Below are 19,398 nucleotides of genomic sequence, written 5' to 3'. Positions count from 1 at the left end.
CCGTCATGGTTACCCCCAATAATTAATTACGTCTAGCAGTGTCCTTCGTGCTGTACTCCCCGCATTGACGCTGGTAAGCAGTCACACTCAACCATCGCCGGTGCCGTGGCTAGTTTCTGATTCAAAACTTCCACTAGGTTAGTGATATCGTCTTTGCTTAACGGCATATCGGCAATGGTCTGGGTTAAGGCACTCCCCACCTTCATCGCACACATCGCGGCCACCTGCGCCTGCAGTACGTGATGCATGGAGTCTTGCTCGCCGATGGTAGCGGTGTAGTGGAACTGCCGACCGTCCTTGGTGGTCGTGAGTGCGCCCTTCTTTACCAGCCGGCCCAGCAAAGTTTTAATGGTGGCGGGTGCCCAGCCACGTTTTGCGACCAAGGCGTCCACGATGGTGCCAGTATCCGCACCGTCCAGCGTCCACACGATGCGCAAAACGGCCCACTCCGCGGGGCTCACGTCAAAAGTTAAGTCTGCCATGAAGAATTCCTCCGTTCGTTTACAAGTGTAATCGTACACCTAAGATTTACATTTGTAAACATAAAGCGTAAAAAAAACTGCCCGCATCATTGCGGACAGCTCTTCTAAACAACCATCTAGGTGTTAGTGAACGTTCTTTTCCACTAATTCCTTGTTCTGGTCGTTACTGATGTGTTCGTTCATGGCGACTTCACTCAACTTCTGCATGTCAGTCGTTGAGAGGCGCTTCATCAGACTCCGTACCTTCAAAATGCTAGTCGCACTCATTGAGTATTCGTCCAAGCCCATGCCGAGCAACAGTGGCACCATAATTGGGTCCCCTGCGGCTTCACCACACATACCGGCCCACTTGCCTTCCTTGTGCGCAGCTCGATCACGTGCTTAACAAGGCGTAAGATGGATGGGTTGTACGGCTGGTACAGGTACGAAACGTGCTCGTTACCACGGTCAGCGGCCATCGTGTACTGGATCAAGTCGTTAGTACCGATGGAGAAGAAGTCAACGTGCTTAGCAAACTGGTCTGCCAAAACGGCAGCGGCTGGGATTTCAATCATGATACCCAACTGGATATCATCAGCAACCTTAGTACCAGCCTTTTCCAAGTTGGCCTTCTCTTCCAAGAAGATCTTCTTAGCGGCTTCAAATTCCTGAATCGTAGCAATCATTGGGAACATAATCCGCAACTTACCAAAGGCAGATGCCCGTAGCAAAGCGCGTAACTGTGTCCGGAAGATTTCCTGACGGTCCAAGCTAATCCGAATGGCACGGTAACCCAAGAATGGGTTCATTTCTTCTGGCAACGGCATGTATGCAGGTGCTTATCCCCACCAATGTCCATGGTCCGCACAACCACTGGCTTTGGACTCATAGATTCAAGAACTTCCTTGTAAGCCTCAAACTGATCGTCCTCGGTCGGCAGTTCGGCTGAGTCCATGTACAGGAATTCAGTCCGGTAAAGGCCAATGGCTTCGGCCCCGTTAGCGTGAACACCGTCGAGGTCCTTTGGCGTACCAATGTTAGCGGCCAGTTCGTAGTGCTTACCATCAGCCGTAACGGTTGTGGCTGTCTTGAGCTTAGCCCATTCGGCACGTTCGGCAGCGTAGTCTTCGGCTTCCTTCTTGAAACTAGCCTGCTGTTCCGTGGAAGGTTCAACCACTACGTCACCCGTCAACCCATCAACCGCAATCATTTGACCGGCTTCAACGCTAGTCGTAACGGAGTCGGTACCAACAACGGCAGGAATTTCCAGTGACCGCGCATGATGGCGGAGTGCGCCGTACGTCCACCGATATCGGTAACAAAACCCTTAACGTACTTTTTGTTGAGTTGAGCCGTGTCACTAGGCGTCAAGTCGTGCGCCACAATGACAACCTCTTCGTTAATTAAAGCAGGGTTCGGCAAAGCCACACCAAGCAGATGGCTCAGCAGACGCTTGGAAACATCCTTCACGTCGGCTGCACGTTCCTGCATGTAGGGGTTGTCGGTCATTGCTTCAAAGGTGGCGATGAACATCTTGGAGACGTCATCCAACGCCTGTTCAGCGTTAACCTTATCGTCGGTAATCTTGCTTTCGATGGCGCCGGTGAACTCAGGGTCGTCCAGAATCATCATGTGAGCATCAAAAACCTGTGCTTCTTCCTCACCGAGCGATTCCTTTGCCTTGTCACGAATCAGCTGCAGGTCGTCGTGAGAAGCCTTAGTGGCGTCCTTGAGACGCGATACTTCGGCATCTGTGTCCGTAATGGTCTTCTGATCGAAGGAAAGATCAGGTTCCACGAGCATGTAGGCCTTCGCAACGGCAATACCGTCGGAAGCTGCAATACCCTTGAGTTCTTTGGTCATGTTAAGCGAGGCCTTCCTTCTTCATGGTTTCGTCAATCGCAGCAATGGCGTCGGCTTCGTCGGCACCCTCTGCGGTAATGGTAACGTCAGCACCCTTGCCGACACCCAAACTCATAACACCCATGATGGACTTGAGGTTGACGGACTTGCCGTTGTAGGCCAAGTTAACGTCAGACTGGAACTTGCTTGCAGACTGTACCAACAGGGTAGCAGGACGTGCGTGAATCCCGCTGTCAGCAATAATGTTATAATCACGTGTTTCCATGAAAAATCTCTCCTTTGGCTAGTAAAAGTTAATTCCTGTAAAGGTTACCATTTTTACAGACGGTGTACAACACTTTTTGTGAATACGGTTACTATTTGTCGCCTTCGGCATGATACACGATGTCACCACCGCGTTCCGCCGTTCCCACAATCTCTTTACGTTCTGGATAATTATTCCAAGCGGCGCGAAAGGCCATAAATTGATCCGGCTTCACGCGTAACTCCGCCAGGGAGCCATCACGCAACTGATCCATCAGTGCTACATAGTCATCTGCCATTCGTGGACACCCCCTTCAACAGGTACTGCCAATTTTATCACGAAATCGGTTTCACCACAATCATTACATTTTCACTACTGGCGCGTCACTACAAGTGTTGGTTAATTGTATGCCCTACACAATCCGTGACAAATATCGCATAATAATATCGTCCTGACCGTCATGACGGTAGTAATCGGCGCTAACCTTAGGGCAAGACGACCGCGGTGTATTATAATAGGTATAGTGGTCGTAAAGTGCGACCAGTGTGCCTGAAAATAACATTTCGGACGCAAGTCACTGCTAACTTAGCACTCGATAGGCACGAGTGCTTGCATTCAGTAAGCAATGGTTGTACACTAACATCAAGGTCAGCAAAGGTCAAACACGCCTGACGTTGATCAAGAACCCTCTATGAAAGGACGTGTTGTGCATGTTGTGTGAAAACTGTCATCAGAACCCGGCGACAATTCACCTTTATACCAACGTGAACGGCACCAAGCGTGAGATTAACCTCTGCCAAAACTGCTACCAGGAACTAAAGGCGCAGGCAGAAGCTAGCAACTCCGCTGGCGATCCGTTCGGTTTTAACAGTCTCGAAAGCATTTTTCGTGCTATGAACGACAACCAACAGCGCGCAGCCGACAGTCAGGGACCACAGACCCAGGCTGGTGGTCAGGGCCCTCGCCCTCCGCGTGGCGGGAAAAACAACGGCAACTCACTGCTTGGTCAATATGGCGTGAACTTAACGGCTCAGGCCAAGAAAGGTGAAATCGACCCCGTCATTGGCCGGGACAGCGAAATTGCCCGCGTGATTGAAATCCTTAACCGGCGGACCAAGAATAACCCAGTACTAATTGGTGAGGCTGGTGTCGGTAAGACGGCCGTCGTTGAAGGCTTGGCACTGAAGATTGCCAATGGCGACGTGCCGCAGAAATTGCAGGACCGCCAAGTTATTCAGTTGGACGTCGTTTCCCTCGTGCAGGTACCAGCATGCGTGGTCAGTTTGAGCAACGGATGCAGCAACTGCTGACGGAAATGAAGCAAAACCCTGAAATCATCCTCTTCATTGACGAAATTCACGAAATCGTGGGTGCCGGCAATGCTGAGGGTGGTATGGATGCTGGTAACGTGCTGAAGCCAGCTTTGGCCCGCGGCGAAATTCAACTGGTCGGTGCTACCACCAATAGTGAGTACCGTACCATTGAAAAGGATTCCGCCCTCGCCCGCCGGTTGCAGCCCGTCACGGTGGACGAGCCTTCCGTTGAGGAGACCATTGCCATCTTGAAGGGTATCCAAGGCCGGTACGAAAGCTATCACCACGTCAAGTACACGGATAAGGCCATTGAGGCTGCGGCTCAGTTGTCGGCCCGCTACATTCAGGACCGTTTCTTGCCCGACAAGGCCATTGACCTGCTAGATGAATCAGGTAGTCGCAAGAACCTGACCATTACGCCCATCGACCCCGCCGCAATTGACAAAAAGATTGCTGACGCGGAGGAACAGAAGCAGACGGCACTCAAGGCGGAAGACTACGAGAAGGCTGCTTTCTACCGTGATCAGGTTACCAAGCTCAACAAGATGAAGTCCGAACAGCAATCTAGTGCTGATGAAGATGTACCACAGATTACTGAGCAAGACATGGAACAGATTGTCGAGCAGAAGACCAACATTCCTGTCGGCGAACTGAAGCAGCAGGAACAGGAGCAATTGAAGGACTTAGCCCCACACCTGGAGGCCAAAGTTATTGGTCAGAACCAGGCCGTGGATAAAGTTGCGCGGGCAATCCGGCGTAACCGGATCGGCTTTAACAAGACTGGTCGCCCAATTGGTAGCTTCCTCTTTGTCGGCCCTACCGTTGGTAAGACGGAACTCGCTAAGCAGCTCGCTAACGAACTCTTCGGGAGTGAGGACGCCATGGTGCGCTTCGATATGTCCGAGTACATGGAGAAGCACAGCGTGTCGAAGTTGATCGGTTCACCTCCTGGGTACGTTGGTTACGAAGAGGCTGGTCAGTTAACCGAAAAGGTGCGTCGTAATCCGTACAGCTTAATCTTGCTGGACGAAATTGAAAAAGCCCACCCTGACGTTATGAATATGTTCCTCCAGATTCTGGATGATGGCCGTTTGACTGATAGCCAGGGCCGGACGGTTTCCTTTAAGGATACAATCATCATTATGACCAGTAACGCGGGTGCCACGGACGCCGAAGCTAACGTGGGCTTTGCCGCCGCGGCATCGGGCACTGAGCACAGTGTGGTTAACCAGCTAGGCAACTACTTCAAGCCCGAGTTCCTGAACCGTTTTGACGACATCGTTGAATTCAAGGCTTTGACGAAGGAGAACTTGCTCCAGATTGTCGACTTGATGATTGACGACACGAACGCCAACGTTGCCGCCCAGGGACTGAACATCCACGTCACTACCCCTGTTAAGGAGAAGCTCGTGGAATTAGGCTTCAATCCTGCCATGGGTGCACGGCCGTTGCGGCGGGTCATCCAGGAACAAATCGAAGACCGCGTTGCGGACTTCTACCTGGACCACCCAACCAACCACCAGCTGGAAGCGCGCATCAGCGATGGTGAAATTACCATCGCGGCCGCTCCAGCACCGGCACCGCAGACTAAGCAAAGCAAGTAATACGTTACACTGGACCCAACAAAGCCGCCCTGATTATTCAGAGCGGCTTTCGTTTCCTAATCAATAACGGCTCTCCAGACAGCAACCGTCCACATTAATTGTTGCTACCGCTTTCATCACACGGATAATCATTGTATAATAATGGTAACAAGAAGAAGAAAGGTTTGATTGCCATGCGGCTTGTCGACATTACCAACAGTTTTCCGAACCTCGTGCAACAGCAACTGGCGCACACTAACGCTAAGCTTGTTCAGGTTTACTCTTTGGGTCAGACAACGGTGATTTTCACCGAGTCCCCCCACCACCAGGAAGTGGTGCTCCGTAACGAGCGGCGTAACATTCAAAACGCCGAGATTGAGTACGTCCTCAGCCAGCTGACAAAGCGTAAACCTGAGGACGCCGAGTTGATTCGGGCCCCACACGTTGCTACGGCCACATTACGGTCGGCTGTAGCCAGCTAAACGGGTTACCAAAACAGTATACGTTCGCCGCGTACCAGATAAATTAAGCTACGGGCGGACTTGATTGAGTAGTGCCTTTGGGGTGCTACTCTTTTTTTAATACGCTGTTACCTTCCCGTTGGCGGTTGCAAACAATCGCCAATAGTGGGATATTTTTAGGTGAGCCTATCTTTGGTGACAGTTAGGTTAATAAGGATAGAAAGGAGTGCTTTTGTTTAGCCTATCGGTGGTCAGGGACGACTGATTGCTCGCCGCAACAATCGGCTAGCAGCCATAATTAGTAGCTTGATGACGATTGCTGTTAATCGTCGGCAAACTGGGGGTAATGACTGCGTTGCGATGTCGTACAAACAAATCACGGTGGTCACCGCCATGAATTCCATGTTGTCCCTGCCTCCAAGCAGATTGGTGAGGAGGCGTAGACATGGCCAAAGTTGCTAGTTTTCCGGGTACCAGTATCCAACCCGTTCGACACATCATGGTGGGCGTAGAGCCACTGACACCACCCAATTAGGATTACAGTTGGCTGTTGCTCGGGCGTAACTGAGCACGCGACGTTAACCTTAGCCATGGTGATGGAACCATATGATGTGAGTGTGTACGTCCGCATGAACACGCAGTTGCTAGACCGCGCGCGTACGGGCATGCGCCACCGGTTGCATACATACGCCCGGCTGGCCCGCAAAGCCGGCGTAACAACAGTCACAACTTTTTTTTGCAGAAGGCATGCCGGGAGACGTCCTCGTTAACGAGGCCATCCCGCAGGTCAAACCCGATTTACTCATTGTCGGCGCAGAAACTAAGGTTGGCGCACACCGCCACTTTGGTTCTCAAGTCGCTTACGTAGTCCGGTACGCTCCGTGTACCGTCACCGTGGCCCGCTGAGTAAACCGATTGGCCAGCACTCCCCCTCGTGGGTGAATGCTGGTTTTTTTTGTTTAGGATAACTTTTGCTGGGGAGCGAAGGAACTTAGAAGGGATTGATCTGATTGAATAAGAAGAAAAAAAAGGCGCTCGCAAACTGAGCCTCAATGCCCAAATTAACCTCATTCGTGCCGGCGTGATGGGCGCTAACGACGGTATTCTGTCCGTGGCCGCCATCGTTTTGGGTGTAGCGGCCGCCAACGTCAGCACGCACAACATCCTGTTGGCCGGCTTTGCGGGTATGCTAGCGGGCACCATTTCTATGGCGATGGGCGAATACGTGAGTGTCCACGCCCAACGCGATGCCGAGGAGCGCGCCACTGCCGATGAGACCCAGCGTATGGAACTCAACCCGCAGGCAGAGGTCGACTTTGTCACCCACAAATACGTCGCCGCGGGGATTAGTCACGATTTAGCGGCCAAAGCAGCGCAGGAAATGTTCGACCAAGCGCCGGTGGTGACCGCAGTGCGCGAACGTTACGACATTGATCCCGGTGAACAAACGAGTGCGTTTGGTGCCGCCATCGCATCGTTCATCTCGTTTCCGCTGGGCTCATTATTGCCCATGCTCACCATTTCGTTAGTGGGCAACGCCTGGCGCATTCCGGCCACGGTGGCCTCCGTTGTGATTGCGCTGATGATTACCGGTGCCATTGCCGCCAAGTTGGGTAATGCCAACGTGCTGAAGGCCACCGTCCGTAACGTGGTTGCTGGCTTAATCACCATGGCTATCACTACAATGGTCGGCCACATCTTTGCACGTTAGGAGGTCCGCGAAATGAAAAAAATCAAAGTGAACAAGGATGCCTCGCTGGCGACGCGGGCCAACACACTCCGGGCTGGTGTGTTGGGTGCGAACGACGGAATTTTGACCGTTGTCGGCGTACTGTTTTCCGTTGGGGCCGCGACTACCGACTCCTTTGCCCTCTTCATCGCCGCGTTGGCCGACCTCATTGCTGTAGCCTTCTCGATGGCAGGCGGTGAGTATGCAAGTGTGAGTGCACAACGAGACACCGAAGCGTCGGCGGTGCGGAAGGAATCGCGCGCGTTGCGGCGAGATCCCGCAGCGGCACGGGCGGTGATTGTGACTAGTTACACGGACCGCGGCGTCACGCCGGCAACGGCCGCAGAAATTGCGGATGAATTTATGGCGAACGACCCGCTCCCCGCAATTGTAAGTGCTAAGTACAGTCTGGATCCAAGCGAACTCATGAACCCGTGGGCAGCGGCCTTTGCTTCGATGGTGTGTGCAGCACTTGGCGGACTATTGCCGTTACTCGCCCTCACCTTTATCAATGGTTTCTGGCAGTGGCCGGCCACCATTATCGCCACCGTCATTGCGGTCGGCCTGACGGGCTACTTTTCCGCCGAACTCGGCCACGGTTTCGCCCGGCGCGCCATTATTCGTAACATTATCATTGGTTTGATTACCATTACCATTCACTATCTGGTCGGTTTAGCATTCTGATTAGTTGTGCGCTTGGCAAGGAAACAAAATAATAGCCGCACTGGCTAGTTATCAACACGGAATGGGTTTCCGTGAACGATACTTAGCCAGTGCGGCTATTATTTTACGTCTTATGAACGCTCATTGCGTTTAGTCGGTGACCTGCTCCAATACTTGACGCTGGAGCAAATCATTCAGCACGTAGTTGAACTGCTCAACGTTACCGGCAGTCTTATCGGACTTGAAGATGTCCACGGCGCGCAGACCGTTAGCAGTGGTGACAGCCATCGACAATTTATCGAGGTCGGCGTTCACCAGAACCTTCAGTTTAGTGTTGCTGGTGAACGGGCTGTTCAAGTCGAGGGAACGCTCCAGTTCAAAACCACCCTTGTTGGTCTTTTTAAACCCAGTATCCATCAACGTGTAACGCTTGACGTTGGGGCTCAACCGAAACTGCCGCGTGTCCCCTGCCACCTGTGCTGTCGTTGCCAAAGCCATAACCACCACTCCATTCGTCATTGTTTATACCATTATTTTAGCACACGCCACCGACTGGTTGCGGGTGAATCTGATTTGAGGGTGGTGTGCTGACAAAGCAGTGGTGAGGTTGCAGCTTTGTGAACCACTCCGTCATGACCGCTTCTGGGGCGAAACCTCCAACTCGCAAAGTACGCGAGTTTCCGGTGCGACTTTGAGCCTGCCTGCCAAGTTCGGGCAGTCAGTCTCAAAGTTCGTCGCGCAGTACGTCGCCTCCGGCTCCTACTGCGTTACACCCCGGTAGCGGTCATAACTCCGGGTTCAGTCGCCTCCACCCCACCACCACTTTGCCGGCACCCGTCAATTCGAGGATGGTCAGTTATCACGGGTAATATATGAACCAACAGACCTAATGGTTGTGGCCGTAACCATCAAATAATTAGTGGGAACCTGCGGATGGCCTTGGGCACGGAGGTGATGTGTCCGGAGGCGTGATTGCCACAGTGGCGTGAGGCCGCGTCGGTCGGACCGGTGAGCGTAGGCGTGTGGGGTCGGAATGGTAACCACTGCCGGGGAACGCACGCAGTTTGTGCTTTAGCGCTTACTGCGTGCTTCTCGCAGGAATGGCGCAGCAGTCCGAGAGCTCTACGGCTTTAGCCGTTAGAACGCGACGAATTCCAAGACTGACCGGTGGTTTTCCGGGCAGGCTTGAAATCGCGGCGGAAACACGCCCGCACTTGGCGGGTTGGAGCCTTCGCCCTAGTAGTGGTTACCATGGAGTGCCCCACGTAAGCCGCAGCTCACCGGTCCGATCAACGCTGCGGCCTCCACTAGCGTAGCAACCTACGGCGTAGGGCACGTAAGCCGCAGTTCACCGGTCCAACCTACGCTGCCGCCACCCGCTACTTCGCCGCTGCCCGGGCACGTAGGCGTTGGACGGCTTTAATGAGGGCGGCCGCAAACGCGTCGATGTCCTCCGCCGTCGTCACCGTGCCGTACGATATGCGAATAGACTCCGCGATGCGCGGCGAATCCTCACCGAACATCGCCGTCAGGACGTGTGACGGCTCCAGACTGCCCGCCGTACATGCCGAGCCACCCGAAACCGCAAAGCCGGCCAAATCTAGGTTGGTCTGCAGCGCGTACGTGGACACTCCCGGCAGCCACAAATTCAGCACGTGTGGCAACCGCTCATGTTCAAGGTTACCGTTCACGTGGAACTCTACCCCTGCATCCGTCAACGCGGAAGTAATTTGCCGCGTAAAGCCCACGTACCGGTCCTCTAGCTCCGCCTTAGCGTGCTTATCCAGTCGCTGCACCGCGGCCGCAAAGCCGACAATGCCCGGAATATTTTCCGTACCAGCGCGACGCTTAGTCTCCTGCTCACCGCCCAACAAAAACGGCTGAATGTGCACCTGGTCATCCCGGTACAACAAGCCCACACCCTTCGGACCATTCAGCTTGTGGGCCGACGCCGACAGCATGTTGATCCCCAGCGCGGCCGGATTGATGTCCTCCAACCCGAACGCCTGTGTCGCGTCCACGTGGAACCACGCCTGATGGTTGCGCAAGCGCGCCCCCACTTTGTCAATCGGCATCCGGCTGCCAACCTCGTTGTTACCCCACATCAGGGTTACCAACGTGGTCTCGTCATCAAGGGCCGCATCAAAGTCGCTCACGCTAATTTCACCATTTTCATCGACCGGCAAGTACGTGACCCGAAAGCCCTCACTTTCCAACCGCCGCAACGGGTTCAATACCGACAAGTGCTCAATTGCACTCGTGATAATGTGCATTCCCTGATCGCGCCGTGCGTACGCCGTCCTGATAATGGCAGTATTGTTACTCTCGGTCGCCCCACCCGTAAACACCACGTTAGCGGCATCCGTGTGCAGCGCATCGGCCACCGTCTGGCGAGCTTTGTCCAGCGCGGAGTGCGCCTGCCGCCCATAGTAGTGGGTCGAGCTGGCGTTCCCAAAATCTGCGTTCATTTGTTCCGTCATGGCCGCCACCACGTCCGGATGCATTGGTGTGGTGGCCGCATTGTCCAAGTATACGTGCTTCATTTCTGTGCCCCTTTTCCTGGCGGGCTCCCCCGCCATAGCTAATAAAAGCCACCAACCCAATTTGGGTCCGTGGCCAGCAGTAAATCTAGTTAATAATCTACATTAAAGCGCCGCAAGGAACGCCAACAGCATGGACGCACTACGCTTGCCCGCTTCGACAATGAATTCGTCGAAACTGACGCTGGCATTTTCGTCGCCCACGTCGCTCATCGCGCGGATGACCACAAATGGCGTGTGGAACTGGCTCGCTACCTGGCCGATAGCAGCCCCTTCCATTTCACTAGCCAAAGCTTGTGGAAAAATACCCTTAATCCGTTCGATTGCTGGTGTACTACTAATAAACTGGTCACCAGAAACGATGAGTCCAGTGTGCGTAGTCAGATCCGTTGCTTCGGCTGCCGCAGCAATTTTAGCCACAAAGTCGGCGTCGGCAGTGAAAATCTGCGGTTGTTGTGGCAATTGACCCGGTTTATAACCGAACGCCGTGGAGTCAACGTCGTGATAAGCCACACCCGTGCTGACCACCACGTCGCCCACTTTTAGTCCAGTACCAATACCACCTGCGCTACCAGTGTTAATCAGTACATCCGGCTGGTAGTGGTCCAATAGTACGGCCGCAACCATGCCGGCCTGCACTTTGCCAATCCCGGATTCCACCAGGGTGACTTCTTGGCCACTAATATGACCGTGGAAGTAGTGTTGACTGGCGACCACTTCTTCCTGTTGGTCTTCGAGTACCGCCAACAGTTCACGGATTTCTTCTTCCATTGCACAGATAACACCAATTTTCATTACGAGACGTCCTCCTTGACGACGATATTACTACCCTAACTAAACGAAAAACAGCACCAACGCCACGATGATGAGCATCACCACCACAATCCCAATGGCCCAGTTCAATTTGGCCTTCAGTGCGGAGACCTTGTGGTACGCTTCCTGGTCAATCCGCTGCTTGCCCTTGGCTTCAGCGCGACTTGCTTCCTGCTCCCGCGCATAATCGCGTTCAACGGCGACGCGCTGGCGGTCCCGTTCGCGAGCAGCCTCAGCGGCTTGCTCACGAGCTTCCCGAGCTTCCTTACGCGTTTGTGGCTCCATTGGTGGTCCTCCTGTTCCTATAACTGGTAATAATAATACACGTTTGTGGAGCCTTTGCCAAAATCTCCCGCCCAATCTTTAAGGCAAAGTTATGCAGGCAATTAAAACGGGTTAGCCTTACCGGTACAGCCGCCCACACAATCAACATGCTGGCGGCACATCTTAGTGACCACTTTGGGCATAATATTTATACCCAACAAAGCGCATTCATTGCCCATAAACGGGCATTTTGCCGCTGAATAAATTGCCGAACTATGTTATCATCAGGGTGCAAATCAAAGGGAGGTTCTCGTAATGACACAACCAGTAATTACCGATTATTTGTTTGATGAAGCAGCCTACAATACCCATGATGGTGGTTACATACCGCTGGAAAAACCCTCCACGCCACCGCAACCACTAGCCATTCCCGCCATTGCCACACCCGATCGCGTTGACGGCAAAGATGTTTACTATACAATCACCGCTCAAACCGGTGAAGTCCAGCTATTACCTGGAGCCAAGACCAAAACGTGGGGCTACAACGCCCCACTGTTGGGCCAGACCTTTGTTTACCGGGATGGTCAAACCATTCACCTACACCTAGTGAACCACCTACCCGAAGTGACCACGTTCCACTGGCACGGGCTGGATATTCCCGGGCCAATTGAAGACGGCGGGTGCCATGCTCCGGTTTACCCTGGTGAAAGTCGTGACGTCACGTTCACAATCAACCAGCCCGCATCAACGGACTGGCTCCACGCGCACCCTTGTCCATCCACGGCCGAGCAAGTTTGGCACGGTCTCGCGGCGATGGCCATCGTGCAGGACGAACACGAGGAATCTTTGCCGCTACCACGTAACTATGGTGTTGACGACATTCCGTTGATTCTTCAGGACCGGCGTTTTCACGAGGACAACCAGTGGGACTACCGCGCCGACTACGATCCCGATGGCGTCCAGGGGCCAACGGCAATGATTAATGGCACCATCAACCCCTACTTTGACGTGACCACGCAGAAGGTGCGTCTCCGCATCCTGAACGGTTCCAACCGTCGGGAGTGGCGGTTGCACTTTAGTGACGACCTGCAGTTCACCCAAATTGCGGGCGATAATAGCTACTGCCGACCCCGGTACCGTTCACGCACCTCATGATTACCTGTGCGGAACGGCAGGAAATCGTGGTCGACTTTGGTCAGTACCAGCCGGGCGACGAGGTGACGCTCTACTCGGATGACGTCCCAATTGTGACGTTCCGCATTCGCGACTTTGCCCCCGACACTACCACCATTCCGGAACACCTATTCGACGTGCCTGAATACAAAGTTGACCCGGAATTGCCGGTCAAGAACGTGGTCCTCTCCGGTATGGATGAAGAAGTCATGATTGACGGCAAAAAGTTCGATATGCAACGTATCGATTACGAAATGCCGATGGGCCAGGCCCAAATTTGGGATATTACCAGCACCAACACCATGGTAGGCGGGATGATCCACCCCTACCATATGCACGGGACGGCCTTCCAGGTTATTAGCCGCAACGGGCATGCACCGTACCCCAACGAAACTGGCCTGAAGGATACCGTCAGCATTAACCCACACGAACACGTGCGGATCAAGGTACTGTTTAACGTGCCCGGCGTCTTCATGTACCACTGCCACATTATTGAGCACGAGGACGGTGGGATGATGGCGCAGATCAAAGTGGTCGACCCCAAGCACCCCGACGTTCAGTACCACCTGATGGATCACCACACGTTGATGAAGGCTTTTGCTGAAGAACGTGGCGTTTCCATGGATGACCTGTGGCTGGGCGGCATGGAGTCATACAAGAAGATGGGCATGCACATGTAGGCACGCCTACACAAAGACGCTCACGTCGCCCTGGGTAGCGTGAGCGTCTTTGTCTGCTAACTCATTGTAACTACTGCAAAGAAGGTGCACCCGATGACTAATGAGCGAGTACTATCAATTCCTAACGCCATCAATCTACGCGAACTCGGTGGGTATCCCACCAGTTCGGGCCGGACGTTAGCGTGGCACAAAATTCTCCGGTCAGGCACATTGAGCTACCTCGATGCCGATGGTGAGCAAGCCTTGGCGGACTATGGCGTAAACACGGTGGTCGATTTACGGAGCGACACGGAGGTAGCCATGTCCCCCGATAAGTTGTTGCCCGGCACGGACTACCATCACCTTTCAGTCTACCCGCTATCTGGCCAACCCAGCTTCTGGGATAAAATTCGGCGGCGGCCCCACCCGCAACACCGCAACTGGGACCTCGCGGATGCCTACCTAGAAATGTTGGTTGACCATCACGCTTTGGCCGCCTACCGGCAGATGTTCGCGCTCATGTTGGCTAACACGGCGCCGGACCACGCCTGGTTTTCCACTGTGCAGCGGGCAAGGACCGTACCGGGATTGGCGCGATGATGATTGAGGGCATATTGGGGGTGCCAGAGCGCGTGATGCGTGCTGACTACCAACTCACCAACTTGGTGCTCGCTAATCCTGAGGGTATGAGTAGTGCGAGCGTTAACGAGCGGCTACTCCACGGCGGGTCCGCTGTGGTCAACGAGATGAACGCGGAGACGGCGAGCGGTACCACCTTTGACTCCGTAGCACAGTTTGTTAATGATGAGTTGGGTGGCTGGCAGAAATATGCTCGGCAAGAACTGCGGCTGTCTGCTCACGATATTCAGGATTTTGTGCGCCTCTATCTGGAAAAGTGATTAGTCCCGGCGCAAGAACACGAGCCGGCGATCCGTAGAATAATCGGGTGCAAAGGCGTAGTGCGGATCGTCAAACTCCGTCAACTCAGCAACTGTACCCACATTACGTTCCGCAGCAAAACGAATCATGGATCCGCGCGCCATCTTTGCATAGGTGGCGCGCGTTTTTACGTGCCCATCAACTAGGTGACCAAAAACAACGTCAATTAATTGGTCAGGACCCTCTAGGTATGGGGTAACCGCGCGCACGTATTCCTGCGAGGCCAAATTAATAACGGGGCATTGCCAGTCGAGTGCGCCATAAACTTTGCGCCCCCAGAATGCGTACAAGTTCCGGTCCGTACCTACCTGCATGCGACTACCCATTTCGAGACGGTACGGCACGATAGCATCAAAGGGACGCAGCACGCCATAGAAGCCAGACAAGATCCGCAAATGTTTCTGTAAGTACGCCAGACCAGCGTGGTCCAGCAGATCGGGCGCCATATTTTGGTACTGAATACCAACGTAAGCCATTACGGCTGGTGTAACGTGTTCACGCAGATTCACGTGCTGGAGCCAGTCATAGTTGGGGCGGGCGACCTTATCGCTGGCTACCCACAGCTTCTTCGCCTGCGCGTACGTTAGCGACCGCAACTGCGTTAGCAAAGTAGCGGCTTCGTCGATGTACTGGGGCCACCCCAATGTGTCGAAACTATCCGTATCCGTGCGCATCTGCTTGGCCGGCGCGATGATAAACTGCATAGGCTGCCTCTCTTCCAGTGTCATATCTTTCTGTCGCTTTATTGTACCACCCGGTGGCGGTTCTGGCCGGCGGGGGTGCTGTGGGGTGCTACTACTTGGTGACCGCTGCTAGTGGCTGGTTGTACTGGCGCGGTGGCTCCGGTTGAGCGGCTGGTCCCCGCGACCGGCGCTGTGAACCTCACGCTCACGCCCGTACCGGGCTACCGCGAATTGCCGTAGCCCGAGCAAAACCCGCTCGGTCTAGCCAATTTGATTCTGTAAGTCGTAACTGCCAGTAGTCGCTGCGCTCCAACTGGCAGTAACTCCGACAGAACTACGGGTATACAGCCGTCGCGGGGACCAGCCGCTCAACCTCCACCACCACACCAGTACGACCAACGGTAGATGTTGATCCTTATGTTTACGAAGGAGTTTACAGCCCTAATTGAAATAGTAGAACGGCCCTAGACGAATCTGTAGTGCACATTCGCGTGATTACTGGAGTATATTCCGGTACGCGTTCGGTCAGGTAACGTATTGGTATAGGATTAGGCTCATGAGATTAGAGACCACGAACTATCGGGAACCCGCGGGTGGCCTTTGGCACGGAGTCCTCGTGTGCGGGCACTAGTAGCAGGCGGCCGCGTCGGTCGGACCGGTGAGCGGAGGCGTGTGGGGTCGGAATGGTAACCACTGCCGGGGTGTAACGTTCTTACGGCTTTAGCCGTTAGAACGCGACGAATTCCAAGACCGGCCGGTGGGGTTCCGGACGGGCTTGGAATCGCGGCGGAAACACGCCCGCATTTGGCGGTTGGAGCTTCGCCCTAGCAGTGGATTACCATGGAGTACCCCACGTAAGCCGCAGCTCACCGGTCCGACCGACGCTGCCGCCCACCCACTATTGCAGCAATCACGGCGTAGTACGTAAGCCGCAGTCCCAAAGGTCACCCGCGCGTTCATAGCTACTCCCCCTTCGCCCTAGCAGTGGATTACCATGGAGTGCCCCACGTAAGCCGCAGCTCACCGGTCCGACCGACGCTGCCGCCCACCACCACCCAAAAAGGAGCCAGCACCATGCTGACTCCTTACTAAGACGAAACTATTTACTTTGCTTAGATTCCAGTCCCTCAGCCACGGCCTCCGGGAAGTTATCACGAACGATAGCGGCACAACGGGCACACAGGGTTGGGAACGCATCGTCGGTACCGACGTCGGTCCGGGTCATCCGGCAACGTTCACAAACATCGCCATCGGCATGCTCTACCAAGACCGCACCGTCTTTGAACGTCAGGGCCTCCGCTGGTGCGGCAGTGCCCACCGCAGCCTGGCTGAAACCAGACACGATCAGCATCTGCATCACGTCGCTGTCACCCAGGCTAGCCAACAAGTCGGCCAGCTGCTGCGTTGGGTAAACCGTCACCTTAGCTTCCATCGACTTACCAATCAGCTTGGCGTCACGCGCTTCCTCTAACGCCTTTGCAACGTCACTGCGGAAGTCCATGAAGGCGTGCCAGCGGTTGAGAATATCATCCTCACCATCAATGGTACGCGCCTCTGGCATGTCGGACAGGAAGGCGTAATCTTCCTGCCGGTTCAAGAACGGCCAAATTTCTTCCATCGTGTGTGGCAGGATTGGCGTCAGCATCTGGGTCAATGCCACCAGCGCCTGGTACATCACGGTCTGCATCCGCCGCCGCTTCAGACTATCAGCCGCCTCAATGTAAACCACGTCTTTGGCAAAGTCGAGGTAGAAGGCGGACAAGTCGTTTACGAGGTAGGCAGAAATGACCTTCTCAACGCTACTGAAGTCGTACTTCACGTAGTCAGCGTGCGCGTCACGGACCACCTGGTTCAAGCGAACTAGCATGTAGCGGTCGACGTCACCCAGATTATCCCAGGCCACCGTATCCTTAGCCGCATCGAAGTCCGTCGTGTTGGCCAGCATGAAACGCATGGTGTTACGAATCTTCCGGTACGCTTCACTCGTCTGAGCAAAGTTGTCCATGGAGACGCGGACGTCAGAACTCGAGTCAACACTAGCAACCCACAGACGGATGATTTCAGCACCGTACTGCTTCTCCACCTTTTCGGGGGCAATAACGTTGCCGAGTGACTTGCTCATCTTTTGGCCCTTACTGTCCAGCGTGAAGCCTTGCGACAAGATACCCTTGTATGGCGCTACGCCGTTAACGGCCACACTCGTAATCAGACTACTGTTGAACCAGCCACGGTATTGGTCAGAGCCCTCCAAGTACAGGCTAGCCGGGTAAGCGAGGTCATCACGGCCCTTGAGGCAGCCCGCCCATGACGAACCGGAGTCAAACCACACATCCATGATGTCGGTTTCCTTAGTGAATTCGCCGTTAGGGCTGCCTGGGTGAGTATAACCTTCTGGCAGCAAGTCCTTCGCTTCCCGTTCAAACCACACGTTGGAGCCGTACTGACCGAACAAATCGGCCACGTGGTCGATGGTTTCCTTCTCCAGAATCGGTGTGCCATCCTCAGCGTAGAAGATTGGCAAAGGTACACCCCAGGCCCGCTGACGCGAGATAACCCAGTCGCCACGGTCCCGAATCATGTTGTAGAGACGGGTCTTCCCCCAACTTGGAGTGAAGTTAACCTTCTCAATCTGGTCCAAAATTTGGTCGCGGAATGAGGCCACCGACGCAAACCACTGCGTCGTTGCGCGGTAGATAACGGGTTTCTTCGTCCGCCAATCGTGAGGGTAACTGTGAGTGAAGAAGTCCAGCTTCAACAGTGCACCTTTGGCTGTGAGCTGCTCGGTGACCATCTTGTTGGCGTCGTCGTAGAACACGCCCTCAAAGCCCGGAGCGTTTTCGTTCATGTAACCCTTAGCGTCAACCACGGACTCAACGGGCAAGCCGTACCGTACACCCACGTTGTAGTCATCTTCACCATGCCCAGGAGCAGTGTGCACCAGTCCGGTACCTGCATCCAACGTAACGTGGTTGGCGTTCATGACCAAGCTGTCACGGTCGTACAGCGGGTGACGGGCAACCATGTTGTCCATGTCCACACCCTTGAACGTCTTGAGCACTTCTGGTGCATCCCAGCCGAGGTCTTCCGCCACGCGGTTCAACATTTCGGAGGCCACGACGTACTTCTTGCCGTCAACCGCCACCTGCGAGTATTCAAACTTCGGGTTAACCGCAATCCCACGGTTCGCCGGAATGGTCCACGGCGTGGTGGTCCAAATAATCAGGGCAGTATCGTCATCAAGGATGCCCTTGCCGTCTTTGACCTGGAACGCCACGTAGATGGATGGTGACTTCACGTCCTTGTATTCCACTTCGGCCTCAGCCAAAGTCGATTCGGACGACCATGACCAGTAAACTGGCTTCAAACCATGGTAGATGTAGCCCTTCTCGGCCATCTCACCAAAGACGCGGACCTCAGCGGCCTCAAATTCAGGCAGCAGCGTGATGTACGGGTGGTCCCAATCACCAGCGACACCCAGCCGTTTGAACTCGGTGCGTTGGCGGTCGATTTCCTTCATGGCAAACTGACGGCACAATTCGCGGTAGTCGGCCATGGCCATCTCTTTGCGTTTGATGCCCTGCTTTGCCAACTGCTGTTCAATGGGCAGCCCATGTGTATCCCAGCCCGGAACGTATGGTGAGTAGTAACCCGCCATGGCGTGGTAACGACTGATGATGTCCTTACTGATCTTGTTCAGGGCGTGACCCATGTGGATGTCACCGTTCGCAAATGGAGGTCCATCGTGCAATACAAACGCCGGCCGGCCCTGGTTCAATTTCTGGCGTTGCTGGTAGACGTGATTTTCCTCCCAGTCCTTCTGGAAATCTGGTTCGCGGTTAGGCAAGTTACCCCGCATTGGAAATGCAGTTTTGCCCAAGTTCAAAGTGTCTTTGACTTTCATGTTGTGCCCCCTTATTAGCATAAAAAAAATCTCGTCCTATAGTTAGGACGAGATATTCGTGGTACCACCTAAGTTCGGTCGCCACCTACCGCAGTAGGCAACCACCCTC

At 54.3% G+C, this 19,398-nt stretch carries 16 protein-coding genes and 3 pseudogenes; 8 read left to right on the top strand and 11 right to left on the bottom strand.

Translation table 11 applies throughout. The features are described 5' to 3' along the window. Positions 1 to 32: 32 nt before the first annotated feature. The 4 genes and pseudogenes from JCM12539_RS02130 to ykzS all read right to left on the bottom strand — a co-directional run bounded on the left by JCM12539_RS02130 (position 33) and on the right by ykzS (position 2,866). Entirely contained in the window at positions 33 to 482 is a 450-nt protein-coding gene (locus JCM12539_RS02130; RefSeq protein WP_054648893.1) for a CopY/TcrY family copper transport repressor, read from the bottom strand. 123 nt (positions 483 to 605) lie between these two features. Further along, positions 606 to 2,324: pseudogene (ptsP, locus tag JCM12539_RS02125) on the bottom strand (phosphoenolpyruvate--protein phosphotransferase). Position 2,325: 1 nt separating this feature from the next. Beyond that, positions 2,326 to 2,589, bottom strand: a complete 264-nt coding sequence (locus tag JCM12539_RS02120) for a phosphocarrier protein HPr (RefSeq protein ID WP_054648891.1) — start codon at positions 2,587 to 2,589, stop codon at positions 2,326 to 2,328. A gap of 91 nt (positions 2,590 to 2,680) precedes the next feature. After that, positions 2,681 to 2,866, bottom strand: a complete 186-nt coding sequence (ykzS, locus tag JCM12539_RS02115) for a protein YkzS (RefSeq protein ID WP_054648889.1) — start codon at positions 2,864 to 2,866, stop codon at positions 2,681 to 2,683. A 412-nt stretch (positions 2,867 to 3,278) separates the two neighbouring features. Between ykzS and JCM12539_RS02110 the strand changes: the two are divergent. Both JCM12539_RS02110 and JCM12539_RS02105 read left to right on the top strand, forming a co-directional pair. Then, positions 3,279 to 5,485, top strand: a pseudogene (locus tag JCM12539_RS02110) (ATP-dependent Clp protease ATP-binding subunit). Positions 5,486 to 5,616: 131 nt separating this feature from the next. Then, on the top strand, positions 5,617 to 5,946 hold the full coding sequence (locus JCM12539_RS02105) for a DUF1827 family protein (protein ID WP_156301995.1): 330 nt from the start codon (positions 5,617 to 5,619) through the stop codon (positions 5,944 to 5,946). Between the two features lie 230 nt (positions 5,947 to 6,176). On the opposite strand, the gene JCM12539_RS13010 is transcribed toward JCM12539_RS02105, so the two are convergent. After that, on the bottom strand, positions 6,177 to 6,329 hold the full coding sequence (locus JCM12539_RS13010; protein ID WP_156301993.1) for a hypothetical protein: 153 nt from the start codon (positions 6,327 to 6,329) through the stop codon (positions 6,177 to 6,179). Between the two features lie 343 nt (positions 6,330 to 6,672). Here JCM12539_RS13010 and JCM12539_RS12500 point away from each other — a divergent pair, with 343 nt between their 5' ends. The 3 genes from JCM12539_RS12500 to JCM12539_RS02095 all read left to right on the top strand — a co-directional run bounded on the left by JCM12539_RS12500 (position 6,673) and on the right by JCM12539_RS02095 (position 8,338). Then, the gene (locus JCM12539_RS12500; RefSeq protein ID WP_082405287.1) at positions 6,673 to 6,831 is read left to right on the top strand and encodes a universal stress protein; all 159 of its coding nucleotides are present in this window, start codon (positions 6,673 to 6,675) and stop codon (positions 6,829 to 6,831) included. A 136-nt stretch (positions 6,832 to 6,967) separates the two neighbouring features. Next, a complete protein-coding gene (locus JCM12539_RS02100; RefSeq protein WP_054648887.1) occupies positions 6,968 to 7,636 on the top strand; it encodes a VIT1/CCC1 transporter family protein in 669 nt (222 codons plus the stop codon). 12 nt (positions 7,637 to 7,648) lie between these two features. Beyond that, on the top strand, positions 7,649 to 8,338 hold the full coding sequence (locus tag JCM12539_RS02095; RefSeq protein WP_054648885.1) for a VIT1/CCC1 transporter family protein: 690 nt from the start codon (positions 7,649 to 7,651) through the stop codon (positions 8,336 to 8,338). A 129-nt stretch (positions 8,339 to 8,467) separates the two neighbouring features. On the opposite strand, the gene JCM12539_RS02090 is transcribed toward JCM12539_RS02095, so the two are convergent. From JCM12539_RS02090 to JCM12539_RS02075, 4 genes are all read right to left on the bottom strand, one after another. After that, on the bottom strand, positions 8,468 to 8,815 hold the full coding sequence (locus tag JCM12539_RS02090; RefSeq protein WP_054648883.1) for a DUF1831 domain-containing protein: 348 nt from the start codon (positions 8,813 to 8,815) through the stop codon (positions 8,468 to 8,470). An 881-nt stretch (positions 8,816 to 9,696) separates the two neighbouring features. Then, the gene (locus tag JCM12539_RS02085) at positions 9,697 to 10,860 is read right to left on the bottom strand and encodes a cysteine desulfurase family protein (protein ID WP_054648881.1); all 1,164 of its coding nucleotides are present in this window, start codon (positions 10,858 to 10,860) and stop codon (positions 9,697 to 9,699) included. 102 nt (positions 10,861 to 10,962) lie between these two features. Continuing rightward, on the bottom strand, positions 10,963 to 11,652 hold the full coding sequence (locus JCM12539_RS02080) for a 5'-methylthioadenosine/adenosylhomocysteine nucleosidase (protein WP_054648879.1): 690 nt from the start codon (positions 11,650 to 11,652) through the stop codon (positions 10,963 to 10,965). A gap of 39 nt (positions 11,653 to 11,691) precedes the next feature. Continuing rightward, complete coding sequence (locus JCM12539_RS02075) at positions 11,692 to 11,955, bottom strand: hypothetical protein (protein WP_054648877.1); 264 nt, start codon at positions 11,953 to 11,955, stop codon at positions 11,692 to 11,694. 294 nt (positions 11,956 to 12,249) lie between these two features. On the opposite strand from JCM12539_RS02075, the pseudogene JCM12539_RS02070 reads away from it, so the two are divergent. The 3 genes and pseudogenes from JCM12539_RS02070 (at position 12,250) to JCM12539_RS14475 (ending at position 14,665) form a co-directional block, all read left to right on the top strand. Continuing rightward, positions 12,250 to 13,787, top strand: a pseudogene (locus tag JCM12539_RS02070) (multicopper oxidase family protein). A 93-nt stretch (positions 13,788 to 13,880) separates the two neighbouring features. Further along, positions 13,881 to 14,366, top strand: a complete 486-nt coding sequence (locus JCM12539_RS14480; protein ID WP_054648876.1) for a tyrosine-protein phosphatase — start codon at positions 13,881 to 13,883, stop codon at positions 14,364 to 14,366. Continuing rightward, positions 14,363 to 14,665, top strand: a complete 303-nt coding sequence (locus JCM12539_RS14475; protein ID WP_054648874.1) for a tyrosine-protein phosphatase — start codon at positions 14,363 to 14,365, stop codon at positions 14,663 to 14,665. Before JCM12539_RS14480 ends, JCM12539_RS14475 begins: the two co-directional genes overlap by 4 nt. Here JCM12539_RS14475 and yaaA read toward each other — a convergent pair whose 3' ends face one another. Next, complete coding sequence (yaaA, locus tag JCM12539_RS02055) at positions 14,666 to 15,409, bottom strand: peroxide stress protein YaaA (RefSeq protein WP_054648872.1); 744 nt, start codon at positions 15,407 to 15,409, stop codon at positions 14,666 to 14,668. It abuts the gene before it with no gap. A gap of 1,078 nt (positions 15,410 to 16,487) precedes the next feature. Continuing rightward, positions 16,488 to 19,289, bottom strand: coding sequence for an isoleucine--tRNA ligase (gene ileS / locus JCM12539_RS02050; protein WP_054648871.1), 2,802 nt, complete (start codon positions 19,287 to 19,289; stop codon positions 16,488 to 16,490). Positions 19,290 to 19,398: the final 109 nt, after the last annotated feature.

This window comes from Lacticaseibacillus pantheris DSM 15945 = JCM 12539 = NBRC 106106 (assembly GCF_001311175.1).
GTDB classification, from domain to species: domain Bacteria; phylum Bacillota; class Bacilli; order Lactobacillales; family Lactobacillaceae; genus Lacticaseibacillus; species Lacticaseibacillus pantheris.
This window is presented reverse-complemented; position numbering and strand designations above follow the sequence as displayed.

Excerpts from the sequence above, each read along its gene's own strand:
- JCM12539_RS12500 (WP_082405287.1), top strand. The coding sequence starts at position 6,673 with ATGCCGGGAGACGTCCTCGTTAACGAGGCCATCCCGCAGGTCAAACCC.
- JCM12539_RS02085 (WP_054648881.1), bottom strand. The coding sequence starts at position 10,860 with ATGAAGCACGTATACTTGGACAATGCGGCCACCACACCAATGCATCCG.
- JCM12539_RS02130 (WP_054648893.1), bottom strand. The coding sequence starts at position 482 with ATGGCAGACTTAACTTTTGACGTGAGCCCCGCGGAGTGGGCCGTTTTG.
- JCM12539_RS02120 (WP_054648891.1), bottom strand. The coding sequence starts at position 2,589 with ATGGAAACACGTGATTATAACATTATTGCTGACAGCGGGATTCACGCA.
- ykzS (WP_054648889.1), bottom strand. The coding sequence starts at position 2,866 with ATGGCAGATGACTATGTAGCACTGATGGATCAGTTGCGTGATGGCTCC.
- JCM12539_RS02080 (WP_054648879.1), bottom strand. The coding sequence starts at position 11,652 with ATGAAAATTGGTGTTATCTGTGCAATGGAAGAAGAAATCCGTGAACTG.
- JCM12539_RS14480 (WP_054648876.1), top strand. The coding sequence starts at position 13,881 with ATGACTAATGAGCGAGTACTATCAATTCCTAACGCCATCAATCTACGC.
- JCM12539_RS02075 (WP_054648877.1), bottom strand. The coding sequence starts at position 11,955 with ATGGAGCCACAAACGCGTAAGGAAGCTCGGGAAGCTCGTGAGCAAGCC.
- JCM12539_RS02090 (WP_054648883.1), bottom strand. The coding sequence starts at position 8,815 with ATGGCTTTGGCAACGACAGCACAGGTGGCAGGGGACACGCGGCAGTTT.
- JCM12539_RS13010 (WP_156301993.1), bottom strand. The coding sequence starts at position 6,329 with ATGGAATTCATGGCGGTGACCACCGTGATTTGTTTGTACGACATCGCA.
- yaaA (WP_054648872.1), bottom strand. The coding sequence starts at position 15,409 with ATGCAGTTTATCATCGCGCCGGCCAAGCAGATGCGCACGGATACGGAT.
- JCM12539_RS14475 (WP_054648874.1), top strand. The coding sequence starts at position 14,363 with ATGATGATTGAGGGCATATTGGGGGTGCCAGAGCGCGTGATGCGTGCT.
- ileS (WP_054648871.1), bottom strand. The coding sequence starts at position 19,289 with ATGAAAGTCAAAGACACTTTGAACTTGGGCAAAACTGCATTTCCAATG.
- JCM12539_RS02095 (WP_054648885.1), top strand. The coding sequence starts at position 7,649 with ATGAAAAAAATCAAAGTGAACAAGGATGCCTCGCTGGCGACGCGGGCC.